This is a genomic window from Paeniglutamicibacter kerguelensis, assembly GCF_017876535.1.
Classification (GTDB): domain Bacteria; phylum Actinomycetota; class Actinomycetes; order Actinomycetales; family Micrococcaceae; genus Paeniglutamicibacter; species Paeniglutamicibacter kerguelensis.
In genome coordinates this window covers 3218793-3241147 of sequence record NZ_JAGIOF010000001.1, presented here as the reverse complement: position 1 = coordinate 3241147, position 22355 = coordinate 3218793, and the positions used below count along the sequence as shown (strand labels likewise).

The following is a 22355-nucleotide window of genomic DNA, read 5'->3' as shown; positions in this document are numbered from 1 at the left end:
CTCAGGAGTCCGGAAGGTTCACGGTGGCCCGCACGGCAAGGTGGTCGCTTTCCCCGGCGGGGACCACGGTGTTCGAGGTGACGTCGAGCCCCCGCTGAAGTACATGGTCCAAACGCATGAATCCAAAGGGCTCGCGTGGCCAGGTGAAGCCGAACAAGCCCGCATCCTGGTTTGGTTCATCCAGGGTTTCGGTGAGCGAGGAGAAGGACCTGTCGGCTGACGTTGCATTGAAATCTCCGACGGCGATGACCGAGTGACTCGTATCGGCACGCAAGGTTGCCGCCAGCTGGGCGAGCATTTCATCGCGGTTGCCGTGGTCGTTTGGGCGTGCCGAGGCGGCATGCACGGCATAGAGGCGGATGCTTCCCGCCTCGGTGTCGATCTGGGTCGTCAGGGCCCGTTTCCAGCCCAAGCCAAGATCCAGGGGCTGCGACTGCGAGAGTGGGTATTTGCTCCAGACGCCCACGGTGCCGACCACAAAGTGATGGGGGTAGTCGGCATTCAGCGCGGCGGTGACGTCCTGCCCGCTGCCCGCATCCAGTTCCTGAAGTGCGATGACATCGCTGCCGCCGCGGGCCAATTCGCGGGCCGACTCGGCAGCCGCCCCGGTGCCCGCCTTGATGTTCTGGCTGCTGACGGTCAAGGTATGCGCAGAGGCCGCCGGGGCTGTCCATGAGAGCGGAACAATGGCGGCACCGAAACCCGCGAGCCACACCAGCGCAGGGACCAATGCAAAGGCAACGGCGCCTCGGCTCTTGCTGATCAGCGCCGCCAGCAAGAGGACGGGCGCCGCCAAACCCAGCCACGGAGCGGCGTTATCCACCAGCAGGGCAAGGCCCATGAAGTCCGGTACTCGGGAATGGAACACCATGAGAAGCGTGCTGAGCAGCGCCCCGAGAAGCACGAGGGCCCGGAGTTGGCGTTGCCAGCGCAACAAGCGTCGGGGCTTGCGTTGCCGGGGCGGAGCGGAAGCGGTTTGAACAGACATCGCTATCAAGGGTCGCATATGGAACTGGTACATGCATGGGATAAATCTGTGAACCAGCAGGACGTGGGGATGGCGGACGCACCGAAAGCACCGGCCGCGCCGGGTAATCCACCCGGCCTTGTGATCCGCAGGAATTATTTTGGGCCGGAATCGGTCGGATGAAATCCCGTTCAGGAACCTATCGACTGGCACTGTGCAAAGTGCCATTCTGAGGTGAGGGATACTCGCCGCCACCACGACTTTCGACACAACGATCGATCCGACCGGTGGCCTCATGTTGTAGGAGATGGCAGCTATGTCCGGTGTTGACGACGGGAATTCCCCGGATCACAACAGTGCAGGAACCGTGGTGATCGGCGGGGGACTGGCCGCGGCGCACTGCGCTCACGAACTCCGCAAGGGAGGCTACGGCAAACCCATCACCATCATCGCCGACGAGGACGCCGTCCCCTACGAACGGCCGCCGCTATCGAAGGAATTCCTGCAGGGGAACAAAACCGCGGACGAGTTCCGGCCCTTCCCGGAGGAATGGTATGCCGAGGCCTCGGTCCAATTGCGTCTGGGCCTGACGGCAACGGCGATCGACACGGCCAACAAAGTGGTTGGCCTGTCCGATTCGACATCTATCGATTACGAGAACCTCGTTATTGCCACGGGATGCCGTTCCAGGCTGGGCGGCCGCGCTTCAAACATGACCGGGTGGGATCTTCCCGGCGTCCATACCTTGCGTTCCCTGGCCGACTCGCAGGCCCTCAAGGAGCAGCTCGTTGAGGGCAGGCGGTTGGTGATCATCGGTGCAGGGTGGATCGGCATGGAGGTGGCGGCTTCGGCCCGGGCCGCGGGCGTGCAAGTCACCGTGCTGACGCCGGACGAGGTTCCGCTGGCCGTCGCCATGGGAACGGAATTCGGTTCCCATGTCGCTCGCCTGCACATCAAGAACGGGGTGCATTGCCGATTTGGAACGATGGTCAACGGGATCACCCTGGATCCGGAATCCGGGTTGAAGGTGATGACATCGACCGATGCAGTGGCGGCGGACCTTGTGCTCTTGGCCATCGGCGCAGTTCCAAACAACGAACTCGCGGCCGAGGCCGGTCTGGAAATCGGAACCGGCGTACTCGTCGATGCCCAGCTGCACAGCAGCGACCCGAGCATTTTGGCGATCGGCGATATCGCGGAGGCGTTCAACACGACTCTGGGCCGTTCACTGCGCGTTGAGCATTGGGACAACGCGATTCGCCAAGGCAAGCTTGCCGCAGCAACCATCCTGGGGCGTGAGGAAGCCTATGACTGGCTTCCATACTTCTTCACCGACCAGTTTGACTTGGGCATGGAATACGTCGGCGACCGAGCCGCCGACGATGACGTGGTGCTGCGTGGAGAAATGGACAGCGGGGAATTCATCATCTTTTGGTTGCGCAAGGGGCTGGTAACGGCTGCCATGAATGTGAATATCTGGGACGTAAATGACCATTTGAGAAGCCTCGTAGGCAAAAGCATCGCTGCGCACAGGCTTGCCGATACCTCGGTGGATTTGCTCTCGTTGTAGCGCCTTTGAAAGGAACCGACGGTACCTCTATTGTTTCGGTATGCCGGAATTCGCGCGATCGATATGCCTGGCGTCTTGACCGTATCGGAACGCCAAATCGCGCTTTGGCTTGGGAATCGGTGCACCCGAGCCAAAGTCGCCTCCCAAATCCCATTGTTTGTTAGTGAGCTATGCCATACTGTTTTTAGCCGGCCGGGGAGCCGGTTCCAATGGGGCCGTTCAATACTGAACAAGTGGACTGAAAGAGGACTCGATTCATCAGAGACGTGCGCAGGCCGTGATCTGCAACGGTACTTGGGGTATCGGTTGCAAGACGGTGGCGGGAACGGGCAAGCCTGCTGTTTGGGGCGGGGTCGCTCCGACCGAGCCGGCCGTAGCCACAGTGAGAGTACCGGCGCCACTCACCACCGGCGTTCCGACCATTGGATCGGCGCGCCGCCACATACTGAGCTAATCGCTCACTCGCGGGTTTGTGAATCATCCCCAGTTCATGAACCCAAACACCGGGTGTTCATTGCGTTCCCCAAGGCGCGACCGCCCGACATGGAGCCGTCACCGATCCTGCTACCCACAGGGTTGGACGGCTCGACATCGAGAGGTGGGTTTCGTTTCGATTAGACGAAACCCACCTCTCGGTTATTTTGGCGTGGTGGGGACGATCACGTTCGGTGCCCCGGGCAGGATTCATGCCCGTAGGCTGTTACAAGTGTCGACGAAACTGATCTGACACCGAGCACTCCCAGCTGAACCTTGAAAAGGCACCCGTGAATTCTGACGCCACAGTAATTGTCAAAAACCCAGCCATCCAATCCACGCAGTTGTCCGGCAAGGCCTTGTTCTTGGCCGTCGTGGCACTGGCCATGGGAGGCTTTGGCATTGGGACCACGGAGTTCACGATCATGGGGTTGATGCAAGAAGGTGCTGCGGACCTTGGGGTTTCCAACCCCCAGATGGGTTTGTTGATCTCGGCCTATGCGCTGGGAGTGGTTGTTGGTGCACCGGTTCTCACCGCGCTCGGGGCCAAGGTCGCGCGCAAGACAATGGTCTTGTGGCTGATGGCCTTCTTCACGATTGCCAACCTCAGCTCGCTTTTGGCTCCCAACTACGAATCGATGCTTGTTTCGCGTTTCTTGGCGGGACTTCCTCACGGAGCATACTTCGGAATCGCGGCCATTCTTGCAGGAACGCTGGTGCCCGCTTCGATGCGCGGACGTGCCATCGCCTGGGTCATGATGGGCCTCGCGGTTGCCAACGTCTTGGGCGTGCCGTTCGTGACATTCCTCGGTCAGAGCTATGGCTGGCGCTGGATGTTCGGCATCGTCGGCATCGTCGGGGCCTTGACCTGGATTTCCATTCGGACGTTCGTCCCCTACTCGCCGGCCCACGAAGGCGCCAGCATCCGCAGAGAACTCACGGCGCTGCGTAGCGGGCAGGTGTGGATGGCAATGCTGACCGGAATCGTCGGCTTCGGCGGCTTCTTTGCCGTGTACTCCTACATCAGCCCGATTCTTACCGGTGTCACGGGCTTGGACATCAAGACAATACCCGTCGTGCTCGGCATCTATGGTGTCGGCATGGTGGCCGGGTCCCTGATTGGCGGACGGCTCGCGGACTGGTCGGTACACGGATCGATATATGTTTCAATGGCGGCCATGGTGGTTTTCATGGTGCTCTTCGGGCTGTTGTCCAGCTACGTGGTTCCAACGTTGATCATCATGTTCATTCTTGGAGCCACCGGATCCGTGCTGGTTCCGGGGCTCCAAGCGCTCCTGATGGATTCGGCGCCGCATGCCCAATCATTGGCGGCGTCATTGAACCACTCGGCCCTGAATGTGGCCAATGCCTTGGGTGCGGCGCTAGGCGCCGCTGTCATTGCTGCCGAGTTCGGTTACCGGGCTCCGGCCTTCCTGGGCGCGGGGCTCGCGGTGCTCGGGCTGCTGCTGGCATTGGTGACGGGTTGGCGAGCGAACAGGATCGAAGCCCAAGCCGCCATGCGGTAGCGGTTCAGCCTATTCTTCGGTATTCGGCCGGGCATACGCTCCTTCCACGAAGGTGCGCACCTGCTGCAGGAAGATCTCCATCGTTCCTGCGACATCGATGTTTCGATCCACAAGCCACTGCTGCTGCAAGCCATCTGCCATTGCCAACGACGCACGAGTCATCGTGCGGAAGAATGCGAGTTCTTCCTCAGTCGGGTTCGGCTTGTCTTCGTAGTACGAATCTTCGGCGAGCTTCATCAGCCGGTCGTACCGTTCTTTGAAGTAGGCTGCCGCGGGATGCGCGGGGTCCGAGGCCGCCGCGACCATCGTCACGTAGAGGGCGACGAGGCCCGGTTCCTGAGTGTTCCTGTTAAGTACGGTGGTGAAGTTTCCCTGCTGCACAACGTCATTGCCGACGATTTCGTCACGCAGATCCTTCTTGCGCAGGATCTGGACCAGTAGGTCTTCCTTGGACTCGAAGTAGTGCATGACGCCCGCGAGGGAGAGATTGCAAAGGTGCGCGACTTTGCGAAGCGACGTTCCCCGGTAACCTTCTTTGGCGAAGACTTCCAGGGCAACGTCGAGTATTTCGGCTCGTTTAACGATGCCTTTTGCGTATGAACCACGTGTTGCCATGTTGATAGAGTAGCGAGAATTTTCGCCGTCGCTTACTAACCGGACATTCAAAGGTTTTGGTACTTGTCGGTAACTTTTTCATACTTGTCAGTAGGTTTAAGATCGTCCGGAGGATTCGTGGCGAGAACACTGTCGGCATCGAAAAATTGCGTACATTCCAGCGGAAGTGGCGCGGTTGAGCCACAAACAACCCACTTCAACGGGAAATTGGGGCCCGATCCTGATTCGTTGTGGCGTTTGAGTATTTTGCCGGCGTCACAGATTCGTCATGTGGCCGGGAAAGTGTTGTAGCCAGACCTCAGGTGAGCGGTGATGTCAAGACTCCGGACATGATCAGTGGTATATCGCGTTTCCATGCGAGGCGCGCCGGATTGGAGTGGCCGTTGTACATGGACGCGACCATTGTGGTTGCCGCGTCGAAGTTGGCTGCACCGTGAGTTTTGCCCACCGGATCGGTTCGCTGAAGCGGTGGCGGAAGGCCACTTGATGAGCCTGGAATCGACACTGTCAAACCGGGGTGGCGGACGTCACAATTCAATTGTTGGGGTCGGAAATTTCCCGAAATTAAAGGGAACTAGGCGGCTGTCGATTGGTTCGATCGCCCGCGCGGAAGCTGTTTGTGATTCTCGATTGGCGCTCCGGGGTGATCGTGCTGTAGATTATTATCTCGGTTCGGCAGTCCTCCGGGAAAGCCAAATACCAACCCGATTCGGGGGTATGGCGCAGTTGGTAGCGCGTCTGCATGGCATGCAGAAGGTCAGGGGTTCGAATCCCCTTACCTCCACGAATTGAATGAGGCTCCGCAATGCGGAGCCTCATTTGTTTAAGCGGGATGCGCTGCCGCTCGGGTGCCCGGTATTAGTGCGGATCGGAAACGCAGAAGACATTTCCGTGCGGATCCCGAAGTACGTCCCAGGCGAAACCTTCCAGCCGCTGCTGGTCAACCAGAGTCGCCCCGCCGGCGATGAGCTTTGCAACAACCGGTTCGCGCCCGCCCGCGCTTGAGGTCGCCGCCAGATCCAGGTGGATGCGGTTTTTGCCCGCGGTTGGTTCTTCAACAAGCTGGAAGGCCAGGCGAACAGGCAACATGGGTGTCTCGACGATGCAGAAGTATCCGTCGTTGTCCTCGACTACCTTCCCGTCCAGCTGATCCGCCCACCATTTGGAGAGCCCCAGCGCATCTCTTGTATCAAAAGTGATCATTCCCAACGTGAGCATGTCGAAGTTCCTTCTTGGCAGGGTGAATGCACCACGAAGGTGCCGTTGACCTCGACGCTATTGCCCTGGACCGTACGTGGTCAAGGAAAAACCGTTCACCCGGCCGGCCGGCCGGCTATGCGTGGGAAATGCTGTCAAGCAGGGGATGGCCGAGGGGCAGTTTGCCCAGCCGCTCCGAGCCGTCCAAGGGGTCGCCCAAGGCTGGAAGCAGGCGGGCATTCGGCCATTGCGCGGCAAAACGCCTGCCGAGTGCTTGGGCCAGGACCTGACTGCGCACCACCCCTCCGGTCCAGCAGACAACGGGGGCACACTCAATCGTGAACCCGGCCTGCCGAAGGGCCGCATCCATTGAGGCGTAGAGTTCGTTTGCCGCATGCATCGCCACGTCCGCTGCAACCGCATCCCCGGCTTCGGCTGCATCCAGAACCACCCTCGCGAAGGATGCAACGGACCGAACTCTGTCGGGATCCGACTGGATGCGAAGATAGGCGCCGGCCGGTTCCCCGAACAAGGCGATCAGGTCATCGAGCAATACTGTGGATTCCCCTCGGCCGTCGTAGGCCCGCATTGCCACTTCCAGGCCGGCCCGTCCTATCCAGAATCCGCTGCCGCAGTCACCCATCAAATAACCCCAACCATCAACCCTGTGCACGCCCCCGCTACCCACGCCAAGCGTGACCACGCCGGTGCCAACTGCGGTGGTCACGCCCAGCTCCGTGCCGGCCGAGCCCAGGTAACCGGAGATTGAATCATGGGCAACCCGCACCGCGGCCGAAGCCAGCGCGGGTACAAGGCTCTTGAGCCTCCTCGCCAGTTCCGGGTCGAAATCGACGCCGGAGGTGCCCACGTTGACGGCGTCAAGGACCAGGCCCGGCTCGGCGGAAATATCGCCAATCGCGGCCGCCAGCTGGGTGATGACATCGCTGTCGGTGCGCACCCCCGGCCGGGAACAATCACGCGAAGTGCCGTCCGCATCCCGCAAGCGCACGCGCATCCCGCTTTGGCCGGCGTCGATGGACAGGGTGGTCATCATGCTCCGGTGTTCCGCTTGAATCGGAGTGTCCGTACTTCGAAGGGCTTCAGGTCCAATGAAACGGTTGTGCCCTCCCCGCGTGGTGCGTCCTGAAGCACGTCCTCGATCAGGCTCGCGGTTGTCCACCCGTTGGCCTGCGTGTTGAGGCTCAATGCCCCGGAGGCGCGGCGGCCGAGGGACTCATGGAGTCGAACGATGACGTCCCCGGAGCGGTCGGCTGCGAGTTTCACCGAGGAAAGCAGCAAACCCTCCCCGTCGATCGAGACGAGGGGATCGAATCCGCCGCCGCCCGAAACCAGACGGCCCGGTGCGTTCAGGGAAACACCAGCGGCTATTGTCTGCCCGATGTCGGCCCCGACCACCATGCCGTAGCGGTGTTCGTGGAGGCCCTGGTCTGCCTCGGGGTCCGGGAAGCGCGGGGCGCGAAGCAGCGAAAGCCTGGCGGTGGTTGTCACGTTGGCCTGCTCGTCGACCTGGCGGGTCACGTCGTAGCCGTAGCTCGAGTCGTTGACCAGTCCGACGCCGAAGCCCGGTTCCTCGACCTGGATGAAGCGGTGCATCGAGGTTTCGAACTTTGCCGCTTCCCAACTGGTGTTGGTGTGGGTGACCCGCTTGAAGTGCCCGAACTGGGTCTCGGCAATCGTGTGCTCGGCCCGGATGTCCAGCGAGAACGCCACCTTGAGGAATTTCTCGGTTTCATGCCAATCGGTGACCTGACGGAATGACAGGGTACGGGATCCCGGTTCCAGCACGATGGTTTGGCGCACCGTCGAATCCGCGGAGATCGGGCGAACGATTTCCAGCACGGCGCTTCCGTCGGGGTTTTCCGTGGCGTCCATCGAGGTGATTTCGCGCAGGTCGGTGACCCGGTTCCTGTAGAACTTGTCCACGTCCCAGGCGTCCCACTGGTTGGGGAAGTCCTGGTGCAGCTGCAGCAGGTTCGCCACCTGGCCCTGCGCGATCGCCTCGCGTCCGGTGGCCAGGTCGACCGCCGAGGTGATGAGTCCCTCCGGGGAGAAACGGATGTCAACGAGCTCGTTGAGCAGCCTGACGCCCGAGCCGTCCGAGGTCACCTGGACGGCGGGCAGCCGGTTGGGCTTCGCCTCGCGGCCGCCGCCGGCCGCAACGGTTCCCGCGATGCCGGCCGGGTTCACCGAAATTTGTTTGTCGCCCTCTCCGGCAAGCGCGCCCAGTGCCCGCTCAATGACCAGCTGTGTTGCGGCGATGATGCGTTCGTACTCGGCGACCGCCTCGCGGTGGACCCACGCGATGGAGGTGCCGGGCAGGATGTCGTGGAACTGGTGCAGCAACACCGACTCCCAGAGTGCATCGAGTTCGTCGTAGGGGTACTCGAAGTCCCCGTACTGCGCCGCGGTGGTGCACCACAGTTCGGCTTCCACCAAGAGGTGCTCGGTGCGGCGGTTGCCGGCCTTCATCTTGTGCTGCGAGGTGAGCGTCGCACGGTGCAATTCCAGGTACAGTTCGCCGACCCAGACCGGCGGCTGCACGGACTCTTCCTTGGCACGCTCGAAGAAGGTGTTGGGGTGTTCCCAGCGGACCGTGGGGCTGCCCTCGAGGTCTGCCATGCGGGAGGCCCTGCCGGTCATCTCGCGGGTGGTTCCGCCGCCGCCGTCGCCCCAGCCCACGGGGGCGATCGAGCCCGAGGTGGCGCGGGCGTCGCGGAACTGGTGTTCGGCCAGCGCGACCTCGGCGCCCGAGAGCTGCGAGTTGTAGGTGTCCATGGGCGGGAAGTGGGTGAAGATCCGCGACCCGTCGATTCCCTCCCAGGCAAAGCTGTGGTGCGGGAACTTGTTGACCTGGTTCCAGGAAATCTTCTGGGTAAAGAACCACTCGAATCCAGCGCGGCGGGTGAGCTGCGGCAGCGCGGGGGAGTAGCCGAAGCTGTCCGGCAGCCAGACGCCGTCGCAGCTGATGCCGAATTCCTTCCTGAAGAAGTTCTGCCCGTACAGGAATTGCCGGACCAGGGATTCTCCCGAGGGCATGACGGTGTCCGATTCGACCCACATGCCGCCGAGCGGCACGAAGCGGCCCTTGGCTACAGCAGTCTTGATCCTGGCGAAGATCTCCGGGTACTGAACCTTCAGCCACTTGTATTGCTGGGCGCTGGACATGCCGTAGATGAAGTCGGGGTCCTCCTCGATGAGCTCGAGCATTGAGGAGCAGGTGCGGGCCACCTTGCGCATGGTTTCGCGCACCGGCCACAGCCACGCCGAATCGATGTGGGCGTGGCCGACCGCCGAAAGCGCGTGGGAGCTTGCGGCCGCCGGGGTGCAGAGGGCCGGCGCGAGCTTTGCACGGGCCGCGGCGGCGGTCCCCGCGATGTCCTGCAGGTCCAGTTCGTCCAGGGAATCATCCATGGCCTGGTGGATTTGTGCCCGGCGGGTTCCGGCCGGCAGCTCCGCCTGCAGTTCCAGAAGCACGTCAAGGTCCAGCGCGAGCTCGAATACCTCGTGTTCAAGGACGGCAAGATCGAATCGCCGGGTTCGGTACAGCGGTTCCCTTGAAGACGTGCGGATGTCGCCTTCCTGAGTGGGGAGGAACGGGTGGTCCTCGAGCAGCACCGGGTTGGAAGCGGCTTCAACGAACAGCAGCACCTCTTCGCCGCCGGCTGCCGAATCGGTGACCGGCACCCATTGATTGCGCGGGTTCACAGACTTGATGGTCGATCCATCCGGCCTGTAAACGAGGCCCTCGCATTGGAAGCCTGTTTTGGAGACATCGAAACCGAGATCCACCAGGAGCTCGACGCGCTTGCCGCTCCATTCGACGGGCACCGTGGCGCGAACCTGGAACCACGTCGTTCCCCAGGCCGCTCCCCAGGCGCTTCCCACACGGTAGGGCTCATAGTCCAGCTCCAGGCCCTCGCGCGCAGGGACGGGCTCGGAAGGCAATTCATGAAATGACACGGTCGCCGGCCGGGGGCTTGAGTGGATGGCCGGGCGGATTCGTTCCTCAAGCACGCGCCTGGCGCGGCCGATTGTGAGGGACGTTTGATCATGCATGGAAAGCCTCTCAGCCCTAAACGGATATGTCACCTCATTGTTACAGCAAAATCGAGTCAATGGAGATTTTCTTTGCCACGGGCATGCCGCCTGTCACGGCACCCTCCTGACTAGGGGATCATTTGAACATGAGTGTGAAACCGCTGGCCTTTATCCCCGAACACGGCGTTCTTGTTCCGGAAAGACTGCTGGCCCTCGCCCAGGGTGACTCCATCCGGCCTGTCTGGGTCAACGGGGTGGGTGGCGTGACGTTCAGGATGGGTGAAGGCACCGGGCGGGAACGATATGTGAAGTACGCCGCCGCGGGAACGCCGGAGAGCGACTTTGCCAGGGAAGCCGCGAGGATGGAATGGGCCGGGCGTTTCAGCCCGGTGCCGGAGGTGTTGGAACAGGGGGCCGATGAGCAGGGAAGCTGGCTGGCGACCCGGGCGATGGCTGGGGCCTCTGCGGTGGATCCGGTGTGGGTCGCCCGCCCCGAACAGGCCGCCCGCGCCATAGGTGCCGGCCTGCGGGCCCTGCACGATGCGCTTCCGGTGGAAGGCTGCCGCTTTTCCTGGTCGGTGGTGGACCGTCTGGAGGGGTTCGAGGCGCGCATCGCTTCGGGTGGATCCCCGGCGGACTGGGGGAATGGCTATTCGCGGTTCACCGTGGAACAGGCACGCAAAATGCTTTGCACACCGCCGCCGATAGACAAACTGGTGGTGTGCCATGGGGACGCGTGTGCTCCGAACACCCTGTTGGACCGGGACGGGAATTTTGCCGGGCACGTGGACCTGGGGGCAATCGGGGTTGCCGACCGCTGGGCGGACCTTGCCGTCGCTGCCTGGAGCACCGAATGGAACTACGGTCTCGGCTACGAACGCCTGGTCTACGAGGCGTACGGCATCCAGCCCGATGCGGAACGCATCGCCTACTACCGCATGCTCTGGGACCTGACGTAGCAACGAGGGGGCCAGGGATCCCATTGTCCCGTCAGCCAGGGGCCAATGCACCCCAACGCTAAGTGGTACATCCTCGAAAAAGTGCGTCCCGGTCTGACAAGGATCATGGGCCCCTGTCTGTCCGATGCTCCAATCAAATATTGGGTGGTTACGTGGACGAACCAGCGACCTGGTTATCGAAACAGGACTGGGAATAGTGCCACTGCGCCAAGCCATACCTCAGATATTCGAACGGGAACCACAAGTGGTCATCACCCATGGGTATTTGGACCATGCGGGCGGAGCATATGTTTGGGGACGTTGCCATCCCTCACTCTGAATCCGAGGCTCTGACCTCGCCGCAACCCGTTTCTTTGGACACGGCGACAATATACGGGTTGTTGGGAATCGAAGTCCCCCGAATGAAGCGACCTCAATGCGACGCCGTATGCCTTACCCCGGTTAAGACACCACGCAGCATCAGATCAACCCTGTCACGCCGACGAGACTGCTAAAGGACGGGGGCACGATCGACTCGATTGACTACACGCTCGAAGTGACTGGTACACCGGGACATTCCCCTGGAAGCAATTGCCTTTACGATAGACAAAGGCGGTGGTCGTTTACGGGAGACACCATGCATGAGGGCCGGCTCCTGGACACGATCAACGGCGCCAACCCCGCCGACTACCGACTCACCATGGACAGATTGCTGCGCCAAGACGTAACTGATGCCTTTGCTGGACACGGGCCCGTGCTGAATGCGGAACAGTTGCGCGCGATCGCTGATGAATACCTGGAACGAGTCTAATTCCGAGTCGGCGCAAGAGGGCAGAAAACAGCTCCGCACGGCCCCGGTCGGCAGCAGAAAAGTTAGGAATGACATGACAGCGGCATATGGTCCCATGGGCGAAGAATTTGGGCGAGAACTGAGGGAAGCCGTACGGTTCGACCAGGTCAGTGTGGCCCCTGCGGAATTATCACGCTATGCAATCGACCAAGGCCCAGTGACTGACTACCAAGAGCCGGTGGCTGTCGTCTTCGCCGAATCAGTGGAGGACGTACAGGCAGTGGTCCGCCTCGCTGCCCGGTACAGAGTGCCGATCGTTCCCCGCGGAGCCGGAACAGGCGTATCCGGCGGGGCACACGCCACACTCGGCTGCATCGTCCTAAGCCTTGACCGAATGAACAAGATCATCGAGCTCAACCCTGCCGATGAGATTGCCCGGGTGGAACCCGGTGTCATCAACGCCGCACTCAATGATGCCGCAGCCCAACACGGCCTGATGTTTGCCCCCGACCCCGCCAGCTACAAGATTTCCACCATCGGGGGCAACATTGCCACGAACGCCGGAGGGCTGCGATGCGCCAAATATGGAGTAACCCGTGACGCAGTGCTGGCCTTGGATGTGGTGCTGGCCGACGGCCGGCTCATCCACACCGGGCACAGGACCTTCAAAGGCGTAGCCGGGTACGACCTGACAAGCCTGTTCGTCGGCTCGGAAGGAACCTTGGGAATAGTAGTCGGGGCCACCGTAAGGCTGAAGTACCTGCCCACCGTCGTGCGCACGTTGGCCGTGTTCTTCCCCGATGTCCAGAGCGCAGCTGCGGGAGTCCTAGCCCTAGGCCGTGAACGTGTCCAACCCTGCATTCTGGAACTCCTGGACGGCCCGTCCCTTGAAGAGCTTGATTTCCGCAACGGCAGCAACCTAGCAAGCCGTGGGACGGCGTTGCTGTTGATTCAATTTGACGGCTTGGGAGCAGACGCCGAGGTGGCGATCGCCGAAACGGCATTGGGTAAGTTGGGCGGGCTCGTCATCCAAGAGGATCCCGCCGAGGCTGAGCAACTGGTTGAACTACGGAGGAACAACCGCGGCCTTGATGTCGACGCCGAGAACCGTGTGGGCGAAGACATTGCAGTGCCACGGTCACAGTTGGTTTACTACATCACCGCGCTTGAAGAGATGTCGAGAAGACATGGGGTCGGTCTGCGCGTGATTGCGCACGCCGGAGACGGAAATTTGCATCCCACCTTTTGGGTGCCGGGAATGGACTTGCAAGGCATTGCTGCACTGAACGCAGCCTTGGACGAATCAATCGCCAAGGCCTTGGAACTGGGCGGCACCATAACCGGAGAGCACGGCATTGGTCAGTACAAATTACGCTGGCTGGGGCTGGAGCAGGGAGAAGATGTTTCAGGCCTGCAACGCAGTGTCAAGAATCTCTTTGACCCGCACGGCATTTTCAACCCAGGGAAAGCCATTTTGTGCGGTCCGCCATTCACGAATCTTCAAACGACGCCATAGCAACGATCCGGGAGACCCGACCTGGCCCGGGTTTTTGTAAGGGTGGTGCTGCACCGGCGTGCAAACGAGTTGAAAGGGTGCGCGGGGGACTGGTTCTTCTTTGCATTCCATCCTGACGCGGGAGACGGGGATTCGGCTGAGTGCACACGAGATGTTGCGGGTTCAAGCGAACCTCCCGGCAAGGCGTTGGATCCGTGAACTGCGGGATCCGAGATTTCATTCTGTGAACGGGCCGCAAGACAACAAGATATCCGGCATCTCGAAAGCCTCCAGCTTTTTGAGACATGTTCCCTTGTCTCCGTCCATCATCGTCTGCGCTGAAGTGGCGGGGCGCTTGCTGCCTCGAGCGCTCTCGCGGACTTCAACGGGCCGGAGGATCCCGGGTTCGTTTGCCGGAGGGCGAGCCTGCACAACAGCGGGGCGATTGCATCAACCGCGAAGGTGGCAGGCCCATGAGGAACGCGCCGACGGACAGCGGCAGGACCAACACTCGACCGGCCAGGAAATCCCTGGCCGGTCGAGTGGTGGACATTTTTAGCCGATGGGGCGCATCACCGCTCGTGCCGGAAGCCGCGCCCGGCAGGCAACCGCGGTTAACCCGTCCATCTGTAACCGGTCGTGCCAATCATGCTGCGCAACCACGTGACCAGTGGATCGAGCCTCGTGAGCGTTGGCTGCGTTGCGTCTACAGCAAACACCGGAACCTCGCCGCGCATGTGCTTGGGCAAGAGGCGCAGGACCCGGTCGGTGTCCCCGATGCCGGTCAACAGCAATGCCGTCGGTTTGAAGCCAAATGATGCCTTGATCAGGGACAGCCCGTGCATTCGGGAAAAATGAAGGGGGCCGGCGAGCACCACGGCGTCAAAGTAGATTAGTTCGTGCGCCGAGGCGTGGGCGACGTCACGAAGTTCTCCACGCAACTCGTAGACCCGCAATTTGTCCGCAAGTTCCATGGCCAGCACCTTGGAATATGCATCGCGTTGGTAGTGGACAATGGCTACGTTATCCATCAGGATCCCCTCCCGCACCGAAGTGGTTGCGCTGCCGACGGAGCATCCCTTCGCGGCTTGAACCTATTCGCTTAAACGCTAGACGGGATGCCGGTGAATTGGCTGGGAGTACTGGAACGAGCCTGCTGCATTGCCTGAAGAGACATGTCCAGCACCAGCTGTGCGAGTCTTGGAATCGTTAGCCATGAGCAATGCAGGAAGGCGATTTCAACGATTGGCACACGAATCCCATCCGCCATTGTCTCAGGTCTGACTGGGGTAGAGACTGAAGGCGCATAATCCTCACGTTGCTCAACTCGCGAAGGGGGGAGGATCATGTTGAACAAAACCACGACCTACGGGCTTGTACGCGGAATCCTCGGGACGATTTTGGCGGCGGCACTCATGGCTACGGCCGTTCCCTTGAGCGCTTCGGCGTCCGAGACGGCATCAGCGGCCAATGTCCTTTCGTCGACCGAAGCGCTTGCACCACCACTTGGGGTAATTTTGGCAACGGTGCCCGCCAAGGTGCGCACCACGGCAAACGTCAACCTCCGAACCGGTTCCTCCACGAGCCACAAGATCCTGCTCACGATTCCGTCGGGAAAAGTGGTTCCGGTCTCCGCGCGATCTACCAATGGATGGTACAAAGTCGCCTATGCGGGCCGCACCGGCTGGGTCAGCAACAGCTATGTCACGACTAGCACCAAGACCCCGGTCGCACCGCGGGCGCCCCGCCTGAAGGGTCCCAACCGGACCTCGCGGGTGGTCCTGACATTTGACGATTGTCCCCGCACCCTGAGCGCGTTTACGAGCGCCGTCAACTACGCATCGGCAAACAATATCGGATTGGTGCTGGCACCCACCGGGAACTGCCTCACATCGTTCAAGTCGCGCTACGGGGTGGATATCGCCGCCCGGGCCCGCGCGAAGGGGCAATGGGTGATCAACCATTCCATCAGCCACCTGGACCTGCGCAAATTGAGTTGTGCGGCGGCAGCTGCGCAACTGGGCGGAAGCGGTGTGCACACGAACTTCGGCAGGCCTCCCTTTGGTGCCGTCGACGCCAGCGTGACCTGCGCGTATGCCAGGGTTGGCATGGCCATCTGGACTTGGTCGCGCGACACCTTGGATTGGAGCGTGAAATCCAAGGCCACAACCGTGGCCAGGGCATCTGCTGCCAAGCCCGGGGACACCGTCCTGATGCACATGCAGTGGTACGGATTCGAGCCGGATTCCCTCCACCAGATCAACAAGAACCTCAACAAGCGCGGCGTGAAACTGTGCAGGGCCTACCACGGCACGGACGGGACGGGCGCGGTTGCCTCGACCCCGGTCCGCCTGCCGAGTTCCCTGCCCTGCTGAACGGTCCCCGCCTGTTGCCAGCCGCTGGAGCAACTGGCCAGAGATGCAGGGTTTCGGGGGCCGGCGCCCTGCCGGCCCCCGAAACCTAAAGCTTCTGCGCTCCCGGCCCCGGCACCACCGCGAAAATTTCGGGGGTGGTGTAGCCGGCCTCGGCGAAGTCCTTCAGCACCCGTTCGGAAACGGCTTGTGCCTGCGAGGACTCCACCAGGGCGATGGCCGAACCGCCGAATCCGCCGCCCGTCATGCGGGCGCCCAATGCCCCGGCCGCCATGGCGGCGTCGACTGCAAGGTCCAGTTCCTCGCAGGAGATCCCGAAGTCGTCCCGCATCGAGGCGTGGCTTGCCAACAGCAAGTCGCCGATTGCGGCAGGGCCGCTGGCATCCAGCTGCTCGATCGTGTCGAGCACGCGTTGGTTCTCGGTGACGATGTGACGCACGCGGCGGTAGATGTCCGGGTGCAGGCGCTGCTTGGCTTCGGGCAGCCGTTCGGGGCCGACATCGCGCAACGCCGGAACTCCCAGTTCCCTGGCCCCGCGGGTGCATGCCTCGACCAGTTCCTTGTAGCCGCCGGAGTCGTGGGCGTGGCTCACGCGCGTGTCGATCACCAGGATCTGCAGGCCCTCGGCTTCAAGGGGCAGGTTCACCTGTCGGGATTCGCGGGTGCGGCAATCGAGGAACAACGCATGGTCAGCGGTGCTCAGCAGCGACGCGGATTGGTCGAGGGTGCCGGTGGGTGCGCCGACAAAGTTGTTCTCCGCGTTTTGGCACAGCAGCACCAGTTCCTCGCGGCCCAGGCCCAAGTGCAGCATTTCGTTCAGGGCCAGGGCCACCGAGCATTCGATGGCCGCGGACGACGAAAGCCCCGCGCCGATGGGAACCGTCGAATCAAGCAGGATGTCGGCTCCCGGCAGCGTGAAGCCCTTCTGTTCAAAGGCCCAGAACACGCCCGCGATATAGCGAGCCCATGGCGTGACGTCTTCGGCCACAAGCGTGCCCAGGTCCACCTCGATGACGTCCCCTCCCATGGTGGATGCCACGCGCAGGGTGCGCGGTTCGGCGGAATGGCGGATCTTGACGGCAATCCGGGCAACCCGGTCGATGGCGAACGGCAGCACGTAGCCGTCGTTGTAGTCGGTGTGCTCACCGATGAGGTTCACCCTGCCTGGTGCGGCGAAGCATCCGTCCGGGGCGTGGCCGAAGAGCGCGGCAAAGGATTCATTCATGGTGCTCATGGGGTCGACTTTCGTTTGGGTGCTCATGCGTCGCCGTTGGCGCGCGATGCCGCGTCCCGCAAGGACTTGGCGGAAGTTTCCGGGGTGACATCGCCGATGAAGGCGCCCATGGCTGCCTCCGAACCGGCCAGGTACTTCATCTTGTTTTCGGCCCGTCGGGGTGAGGTCAACTGCAAGTGTAGCCATGCCTCGTCCCGGTTCGGGTGTGTTCGCGGCGCCTGGAACCAACCGGCAATGTAGGGCGTCGGCGTGGGGTAAAGTGCGTCGACGCTGCACAGCAGCCGGTGGTACATTTCAGCCAGTTCGTCGCGCTCCTCCGTGGTGAGCTCGCCGAGCTCGGCGACCTGCCGGTTGGGCATCAGGTGCACCTCGATGGGCATGCGGGCGGCGTACGGGACAAAGGCCGTCCAGTGGGTGCCGCGCTCGACGATGCGCTTGCCGTCGGCGAGCTCGAATTCCAGGATGTCGGCCATGAGGTTGCGCCCGGTTCGTTCCCGGTGGGACACGGCCCGGGCCAGCTGGTTGGCGGTTCGCGGGGTGGTGTACGGGTAGGCGTAGATCTGACCGTGCGGGTGGTGCAGCGTGACGCCGATTTCGGCGCCGCGGTTTTCGAAGGCAAAGACCTGTTCCACGCCCTCGAGCGCGCCCAGCTCGGTGCTGCGGTGCGCCCAGGCATCAATGACCGTGCGAATCCGCTCAACGCCCAGCGAGGCAAGCGAATCGGTGTGCCCCGGTCCGAAGGCGACCACCTCGCAGCGCCCGTGGGACGGGGTGAACGCACCGAGTTCGGCGGCGACCTCGGAGGTGTGCTGCTCGGGGCCGAAGGACGGGAACCGGTTTTCGAAGACCGCGACGTCGTAGGACGCGGCGGGGATTTCGCTGGCCATGTCGCTTCGGGTCGGGCACAGCGGGCATTCGCTGGCGGCCGGCAGGTGGGTTCGCGTTTGGCGGTGTGCCGCGAACGAGACCCATTCGCCGCTGAGCGCGTCGTAGCGCAATTCCGAAACGGGAGGCCGCGGCGGCAGCTCCCGGGTGTCCGCCGGTACCACGAATTCCGCACTCCGGTCGGGGGAATCGAAAAAGTAGATCAGTTCCCGGCCATCGGCCATTGCGGCCCGAACGGGGCCGTGACCAAGGGAATCGCCGCCGAATGATGTCGGGCTTGGGCTTGATTGCTTGCTCACGATTACTCCTTGGGCCGGTGTTGCATCGATGTTGTTGACTGGGGGCAAATATTTCATTAGTTAACAAAAACGATCATATTCGATCGTGTCCTCTTTGTGCCAGAGCTGGCCAAATGTTGCGTGGCAATGATCTTCGACTGTCCAAGGTCAGAATCGTGCCCGGAATCCGACCACTGCGGAATGCCTAGGTGAAAAATGATTGGACCCACAACGCTCAAAATCGAACACATAAGTGCTTTCCATGTTCGATTGTCGCTAGGATGTTGGTGTTCACCCGACAATCTGATGACTGGACGATCATGACCGAGATGCTGGCTACGGCGCGACACCAACGAATTCTTGATCTCCTGCACCGCCATGGGCAGGTGCGCGTGACGTCGCTGGCCCGTGAGCTGGGCGTTTCGGAGATGACCGTGCGGCGTGACCTGAGTCTGTTGGCCGCCGGCGGCGCCCTGGTCAAGGTGCACGGCGGGGCGACAACCAATGCGGCACCCACCAGCCGGGAGCCGGGGTTCGTCAACAAGTTGTCCCTGGAAGCGGCCGAAAAGCAGTCCATAGCCGCCGCGGCGGCCGCAATGGTGAAGCCCGGCATGTCCATTGCGCTGAATTCGGGCACCACCACGTTTGCGCTTGCCGCGCAGTGCACGGGCATCAACGACCTGACGGTGGTGACGAACTCGCCGCGGATTGCCGAGGCCTTCTACGCGGCCGACAACGCCAGCCAGAACATCATCCTCACGGGTGGAATCCGGACCATATCCGATGCGCTCGTGGGGCCGCTGGCGCTGTCCGCCCTGGGCCAGCTCCATGTCGATGTCCTCTTCCTGGGTGTGCACGGCATGACCGTCGAGGACGGATTCACGACGCCGAACATGCTTGAGGCGCAAACCAACCAGGCCTTTATGCGGGCGGCCGCCCGGCAGGTCGTGGTTGCCGACCACACCAAGTGGGGGATCACCGGCCTGTGCCAGATTGCGGCCCTGTCGGTCGTCGATGCACTGATCACCGGCGAGGCCCTGGATCCCGAGGCCGCAGCGATACTGGGCCAATCCATCGATACGGTCGTGCTCGCCTAAACGGGGAGCCTACGCACGGGATGCGTTGTTCGAATGCGCTTCCTGGGTCAGCTGGAAGCTGTCCCGGACGATGAATTCGGGCTGGAGGTAGGTACCTTCGGAGGGCCCCGGCTGCTTGCGGATCTGCTCCAGCAACAGCTCGACGATCTTCTCGGCGATGGCGGTCAACGGCATCCGCACCGACGCCAGCTGGGGGGTCAGGAACTGGCACAGGGGCAGGTCGCTGAAGCCCACCACCGACACGTCGGCGCCGACGCGGAGCCCGGCCGCGCGCACCGCATCGTAGACGCTCACCGACAGCACGTCGTTGCCGGTGACAACCGCCGTCGGGGCATTCGGTCCCTGCAGCTTGGCGCACAGCCTCTCGATGAGCTCGTCCTTGTGGTTTCCGTGTGACGGCGGCTCGTGGATTTCCGTGACCGACATCGACAGCTCGCGGGCGGCGTCGGTGAAGCCCTCGGCCCGCTTCAGGAGCCACGGGGTCGGGGTATTGGGATAGACGTAGGCGACGTTGCGGTGGCCCTGGGCCGCCAGGGCCCGCGCCACTTCCTGCATACCGCTGGTGTTGTCGACGTCGACCCAGTGCTGGGGCATCTCCGGTTCCGTGCGGCCGAAGGTCATGAAGGGCAGGCCCAGTTCGGCGAGCCGCTCGACGCGCACGTCGTTGGCCAGGATGTCCGAAATGATGAAGCCGTCCACCTGCCGGGCCGCGGCAAGGGTGTCGATGGCCCGTTTCTGGTCGTTCGTGGGACGGAAGAGCAGGATGCGGTAGCCGGCAACCGCGGCGGCATCACACAGCGCGGTGAGGAAGCCGCCCATGACGGGATTGGGGTTCAGGGGATCGTCGTCCGGGGCCATGTACCCGATGGTGTAGCGCAGCCCGGTCTTCAGGCTGCGCGCCGACTGGTCGGGGATGTATCCGAGGGACTCGATCACCGCGATGACGCGGCTGAGTGTTTCGGCCCGAACACGTTGTGGTGCGTTCAGGGCGTTTGAGACGGTTTGTCGGGACACTCCGGCCACGCGGGCCACATCTTCAATGGTGACCCCGCTGCCGGAGTGTCCTCGACTGGTATTAATTGTTATGCACCTTCTGCGCCGTCAATGGAAAGAGTCAACAGGCCGCCCAACGGTACCGAGACCGTGGCGACGTTCTGCTCGAAACTTACCATCTCAGATGTAACTTCGCGGCCCTGTGAGTCTTGTACCGTAGCACGAACCTCTGCTGCGGGGCCGCCGGTCAGGATCACCTGGGAATCGGCATCGGCGTTCGCAACGAGGAACGTCGACCAGCCGGACTCCGGGACGGAGATGGGCAGCGGCGCGTAGCGGGCAACCACCACGGCGTCGCCGTGTGCGCCGCGGATCATCGGGTAGCCGAGCTCCGGGCGCGCTGGTTCGATGATGCTCAGCTGCAGCAGATCCTCGTACTTGCTGAAGATGCCAAGCCAGAACTTGATCGTGGCGATCTGCTCCGGGGACTGGGTTTCCAGGGCCACGGAGATCTGCGGCACGGAGAAGAGCACGTTGATCAGGTGGACTGCAACCTGTTCCGGGGTTTCCTCGGTGTGCCACATGAGCATGTCGGCGTGGATGGCCAGGGGACCCTGGGTCATGCGCAGGTCGGCGATGCGCTGGCGGTTCTCGTGCGGGCTCAGCGGGCAGTCGGTGGCGCGGATCATGCTGGTGTACGGCCACAGACCGTGGCTTACGTACGGCTGGCGGTGCTCGACCATTGCCTCGGGGTTGGCGGCGGTGATGCGTGCGTGGACCTCGCTGAGCAGGCGCTGGACGCCCTCGGAAACGTCGGCGCAGTCGGCCTCGGGGCCGGCAACAGGTGCATCCGGGGTGGCGAACCAGTCGACGAAGTCGACCTTCAGGCCGTCCATGCCCCATTCGCTGACGGCGCGGGACAGGCGCTCGGCCAGGTACTCGCGAACCATCGGGTAGCGCGGGTCGACCACGATGGCCTGCATGTGCTCAAGGTTGCGCAGCCCGTAGTCCTTGAACTTGTCCCATACTGGGCTGTCCCAGCCGACGAACGGGATGGCGTACCAGAGCATGTATTCGAGCCCGATGTCGTGCACGCGGGCAACGTGTGCCGCGGTGTCGGGAAGCGAGATGGGGTTCCATTCGCCGCAGTGGCCGTAGCCGCGGGTGCGGTCGGTGGTCATCCAGCCGTCGTCGACGATGATGACCTCGCAGCCGACCTCCTTGGCCAGCTTGGCCTGGCTTTCGACACCCTCGGGGCTGATGTTCTGGTGCATGGAGTACCAGGTGGAGTAGGCGGGCTTACGGGCCGCGGACGGCACGTGGTAGCTCTTGCCCTCGCCCCACCATGCGGCGAAGGAAGCCAGGGACTGGGCATAGTGCTTGTCCGAGGTGTCGATGCGCACCGTCAGGTTGTTCTCGGCCTGGATCCAGACACGGAACTCGCCGAGTTCCTCGATGACGCCGGCGCTCACCATGGCTTCGGTTTCCATCGCCGCGAAGGAGCAGATGTTCTTGTCGCCGGTGCCGATCAGCGAACCGACGGCGCTGCCGCGGGCCAGCGTGTTGGCGTGCGGCTTCATCCAGGCCGCCGGCAGCCAGCGCGAGCTGGAGCCTTCCGGGCTCCAGTATGCGGTGGCCGCGGTGCAGGGGAAGCGCCAGTCGATGCGGACCGGGCCGTTGCCGGTTGCCTCGATCTCGATGACGCCGTCTTCGATGGTCTTGTAGGTGGCAACACCGTTGTAGATCGAGAGGTTGAGTCCGCCGGCCGAAAGCTCGGTTGGCCCATCGGTGGTGGCCTGAGGCGCGTGTGGTTCCCAGATAGTGATCATCTAACTAACCTTTCTAATTGCCGTGTAGTAGGCAGA

Annotated in this window: 17 protein-coding genes and 1 tRNA gene; 8 read left to right on the top strand and 10 right to left on the bottom strand. The window is 62.4% G+C overall.

Features of this window, described 5'->3' with window-relative positions; translation table 11 throughout:
* Window position 1: 1 nt before the first annotated feature.
* A complete protein-coding gene (locus JOF47_RS14800; RefSeq protein WP_209999779.1) occupies window positions 2-988 on the bottom strand; it encodes an endonuclease/exonuclease/phosphatase family protein in 987 nt (328 codons plus the stop codon).
* Window positions 989-1283: 295 nt separating this feature from the next.
* Here JOF47_RS14800 and JOF47_RS14795 point away from each other — a divergent pair, with 295 nt between their 5' ends.
* Together JOF47_RS14795 and JOF47_RS14790 are read left to right on the top strand one after the other, a co-directional pair.
* Entirely contained in the window at window positions 1284-2537 is a 1254-nt protein-coding gene (locus tag JOF47_RS14795) for an NAD(P)/FAD-dependent oxidoreductase (RefSeq protein WP_209999777.1), read from the top strand.
* Between the two features lie 860 nt (window positions 2538-3397).
* Entirely contained in the window at window positions 3398-4537 is a 1140-nt protein-coding gene (locus JOF47_RS14790; protein ID WP_210001724.1) for an MFS transporter, read from the top strand.
* A 9-nt stretch (window positions 4538-4546) separates the two neighbouring features.
* On the opposite strand, the gene JOF47_RS14785 is transcribed toward JOF47_RS14790, so the two are convergent.
* Window positions 4547-5152 (bottom strand): TetR/AcrR family transcriptional regulator, encoded by a 606-nt coding sequence (locus JOF47_RS14785; protein ID WP_209999776.1) that lies wholly within the window; start codon window positions 5150-5152, stop codon window positions 4547-4549.
* Between the two features lie 711 nt (window positions 5153-5863).
* On the opposite strand from JOF47_RS14785, the gene JOF47_RS14780 reads away from it, so the two are divergent.
* A tRNA-Ala gene (locus tag JOF47_RS14780) sits at window positions 5864-5936 on the top strand.
* Window positions 5937-6010: 74 nt separating this feature from the next.
* On the opposite strand, the gene JOF47_RS14775 is transcribed toward JOF47_RS14780, so the two are convergent.
* The 3 genes from JOF47_RS14775 to JOF47_RS14765 all read right to left on the bottom strand — a co-directional run bounded on the left by JOF47_RS14775 (window position 6011) and on the right by JOF47_RS14765 (window position 10426).
* Window positions 6011-6370 carry a VOC family protein gene (locus tag JOF47_RS14775; protein ID WP_209999774.1) on the bottom strand — a complete coding sequence of 120 codons (360 nt, stop codon included), beginning with the start codon at window positions 6368-6370 and terminating at the stop codon, window positions 6011-6013.
* 115 nt (window positions 6371-6485) lie between these two features.
* Entirely contained in the window at window positions 6486-7403 is a 918-nt protein-coding gene (locus JOF47_RS14770) for an N-acetylglucosamine kinase (protein ID WP_209999770.1), read from the bottom strand.
* Window positions 7400-10426 (bottom strand): alpha-mannosidase, encoded by a 3027-nt coding sequence (locus JOF47_RS14765; protein WP_209999767.1) that lies wholly within the window; start codon window positions 10424-10426, stop codon window positions 7400-7402. The genes JOF47_RS14770 and JOF47_RS14765 overlap by 4 nt, the downstream gene beginning before the upstream one ends.
* 128 nt (window positions 10427-10554) lie before the next feature.
* Here JOF47_RS14765 and JOF47_RS14760 point away from each other — a divergent pair, with 128 nt between their 5' ends.
* From JOF47_RS14760 to JOF47_RS14750, 3 genes are all read left to right on the top strand, one after another.
* Window positions 10555-11367 carry an aminoglycoside 3'-phosphotransferase gene (locus JOF47_RS14760; protein ID WP_209999764.1) on the top strand — a complete coding sequence of 271 codons (813 nt, stop codon included), beginning with the start codon at window positions 10555-10557 and terminating at the stop codon, window positions 11365-11367.
* A gap of 463 nt (window positions 11368-11830) precedes the next feature.
* Window positions 11831-12157: an MBL fold metallo-hydrolase gene (locus JOF47_RS14755; RefSeq protein WP_342592863.1), complete on the top strand. Its 327-nt coding sequence runs from the start codon at window positions 11831-11833 to the stop codon at window positions 12155-12157.
* Window positions 12158-12251: 94 nt separating this feature from the next.
* Complete coding sequence (locus tag JOF47_RS14750) at window positions 12252-13652, top strand: FAD-binding oxidoreductase (protein ID WP_209999759.1); 1401 nt, start codon at window positions 12252-12254, stop codon at window positions 13650-13652.
* A 593-nt stretch (window positions 13653-14245) separates the two neighbouring features.
* Here JOF47_RS14750 and JOF47_RS14745 read toward each other — a convergent pair.
* The gene (locus JOF47_RS14745) at window positions 14246-14662 is read right to left on the bottom strand and encodes a hypothetical protein (protein WP_209999756.1); all 417 of its coding nucleotides are present in this window, start codon (window positions 14660-14662) and stop codon (window positions 14246-14248) included.
* 315 nt (window positions 14663-14977) lie between these two features.
* On the opposite strand from JOF47_RS14745, the gene JOF47_RS14740 reads away from it, so the two are divergent.
* Complete coding sequence (locus tag JOF47_RS14740; protein WP_209999754.1) at window positions 14978-16006, top strand: SH3 domain-containing protein; 1029 nt, start codon at window positions 14978-14980, stop codon at window positions 16004-16006.
* Between the two features lie 85 nt (window positions 16007-16091).
* Here JOF47_RS14740 and galK read toward each other — a convergent pair whose 3' ends face one another.
* Both galK and galT read right to left on the bottom strand, forming a co-directional pair.
* The gene (gene galK / locus JOF47_RS14735) at window positions 16092-17237 is read right to left on the bottom strand and encodes a galactokinase (RefSeq protein WP_209999752.1); all 1146 of its coding nucleotides are present in this window, start codon (window positions 17235-17237) and stop codon (window positions 16092-16094) included.
* A gap of 23 nt (window positions 17238-17260) precedes the next feature.
* Window positions 17261-18421 (bottom strand): galactose-1-phosphate uridylyltransferase, encoded by a 1161-nt coding sequence (gene galT / locus JOF47_RS14730; protein WP_342592801.1) that lies wholly within the window; start codon window positions 18419-18421, stop codon window positions 17261-17263.
* 299 nt (window positions 18422-18720) lie between these two features.
* Between galT and JOF47_RS14725 the strand changes: the two genes are divergently transcribed.
* On the top strand, window positions 18721-19497 hold the full coding sequence (locus tag JOF47_RS14725) for a DeoR/GlpR family DNA-binding transcription regulator (protein WP_209999750.1): 777 nt from the start codon (window positions 18721-18723) through the stop codon (window positions 19495-19497).
* Window positions 19498-19506: 9 nt separating this feature from the next.
* Here the strand turns inward: JOF47_RS14725 and JOF47_RS14720 are convergent, their stop codons facing one another.
* Entirely contained in the window at window positions 19507-20529 is a 1023-nt protein-coding gene (locus JOF47_RS14720; protein ID WP_342592800.1) for a LacI family DNA-binding transcriptional regulator, read from the bottom strand.
* Window positions 20530-20579: 50 nt separating this feature from the next.
* Window positions 20580-22319: a glycoside hydrolase family 36 protein gene (locus JOF47_RS14715; protein ID WP_209999748.1), complete on the bottom strand. Its 1740-nt coding sequence runs from the start codon at window positions 22317-22319 to the stop codon at window positions 20580-20582.
* Window positions 22320-22355: the final 36 nt, after the last annotated feature.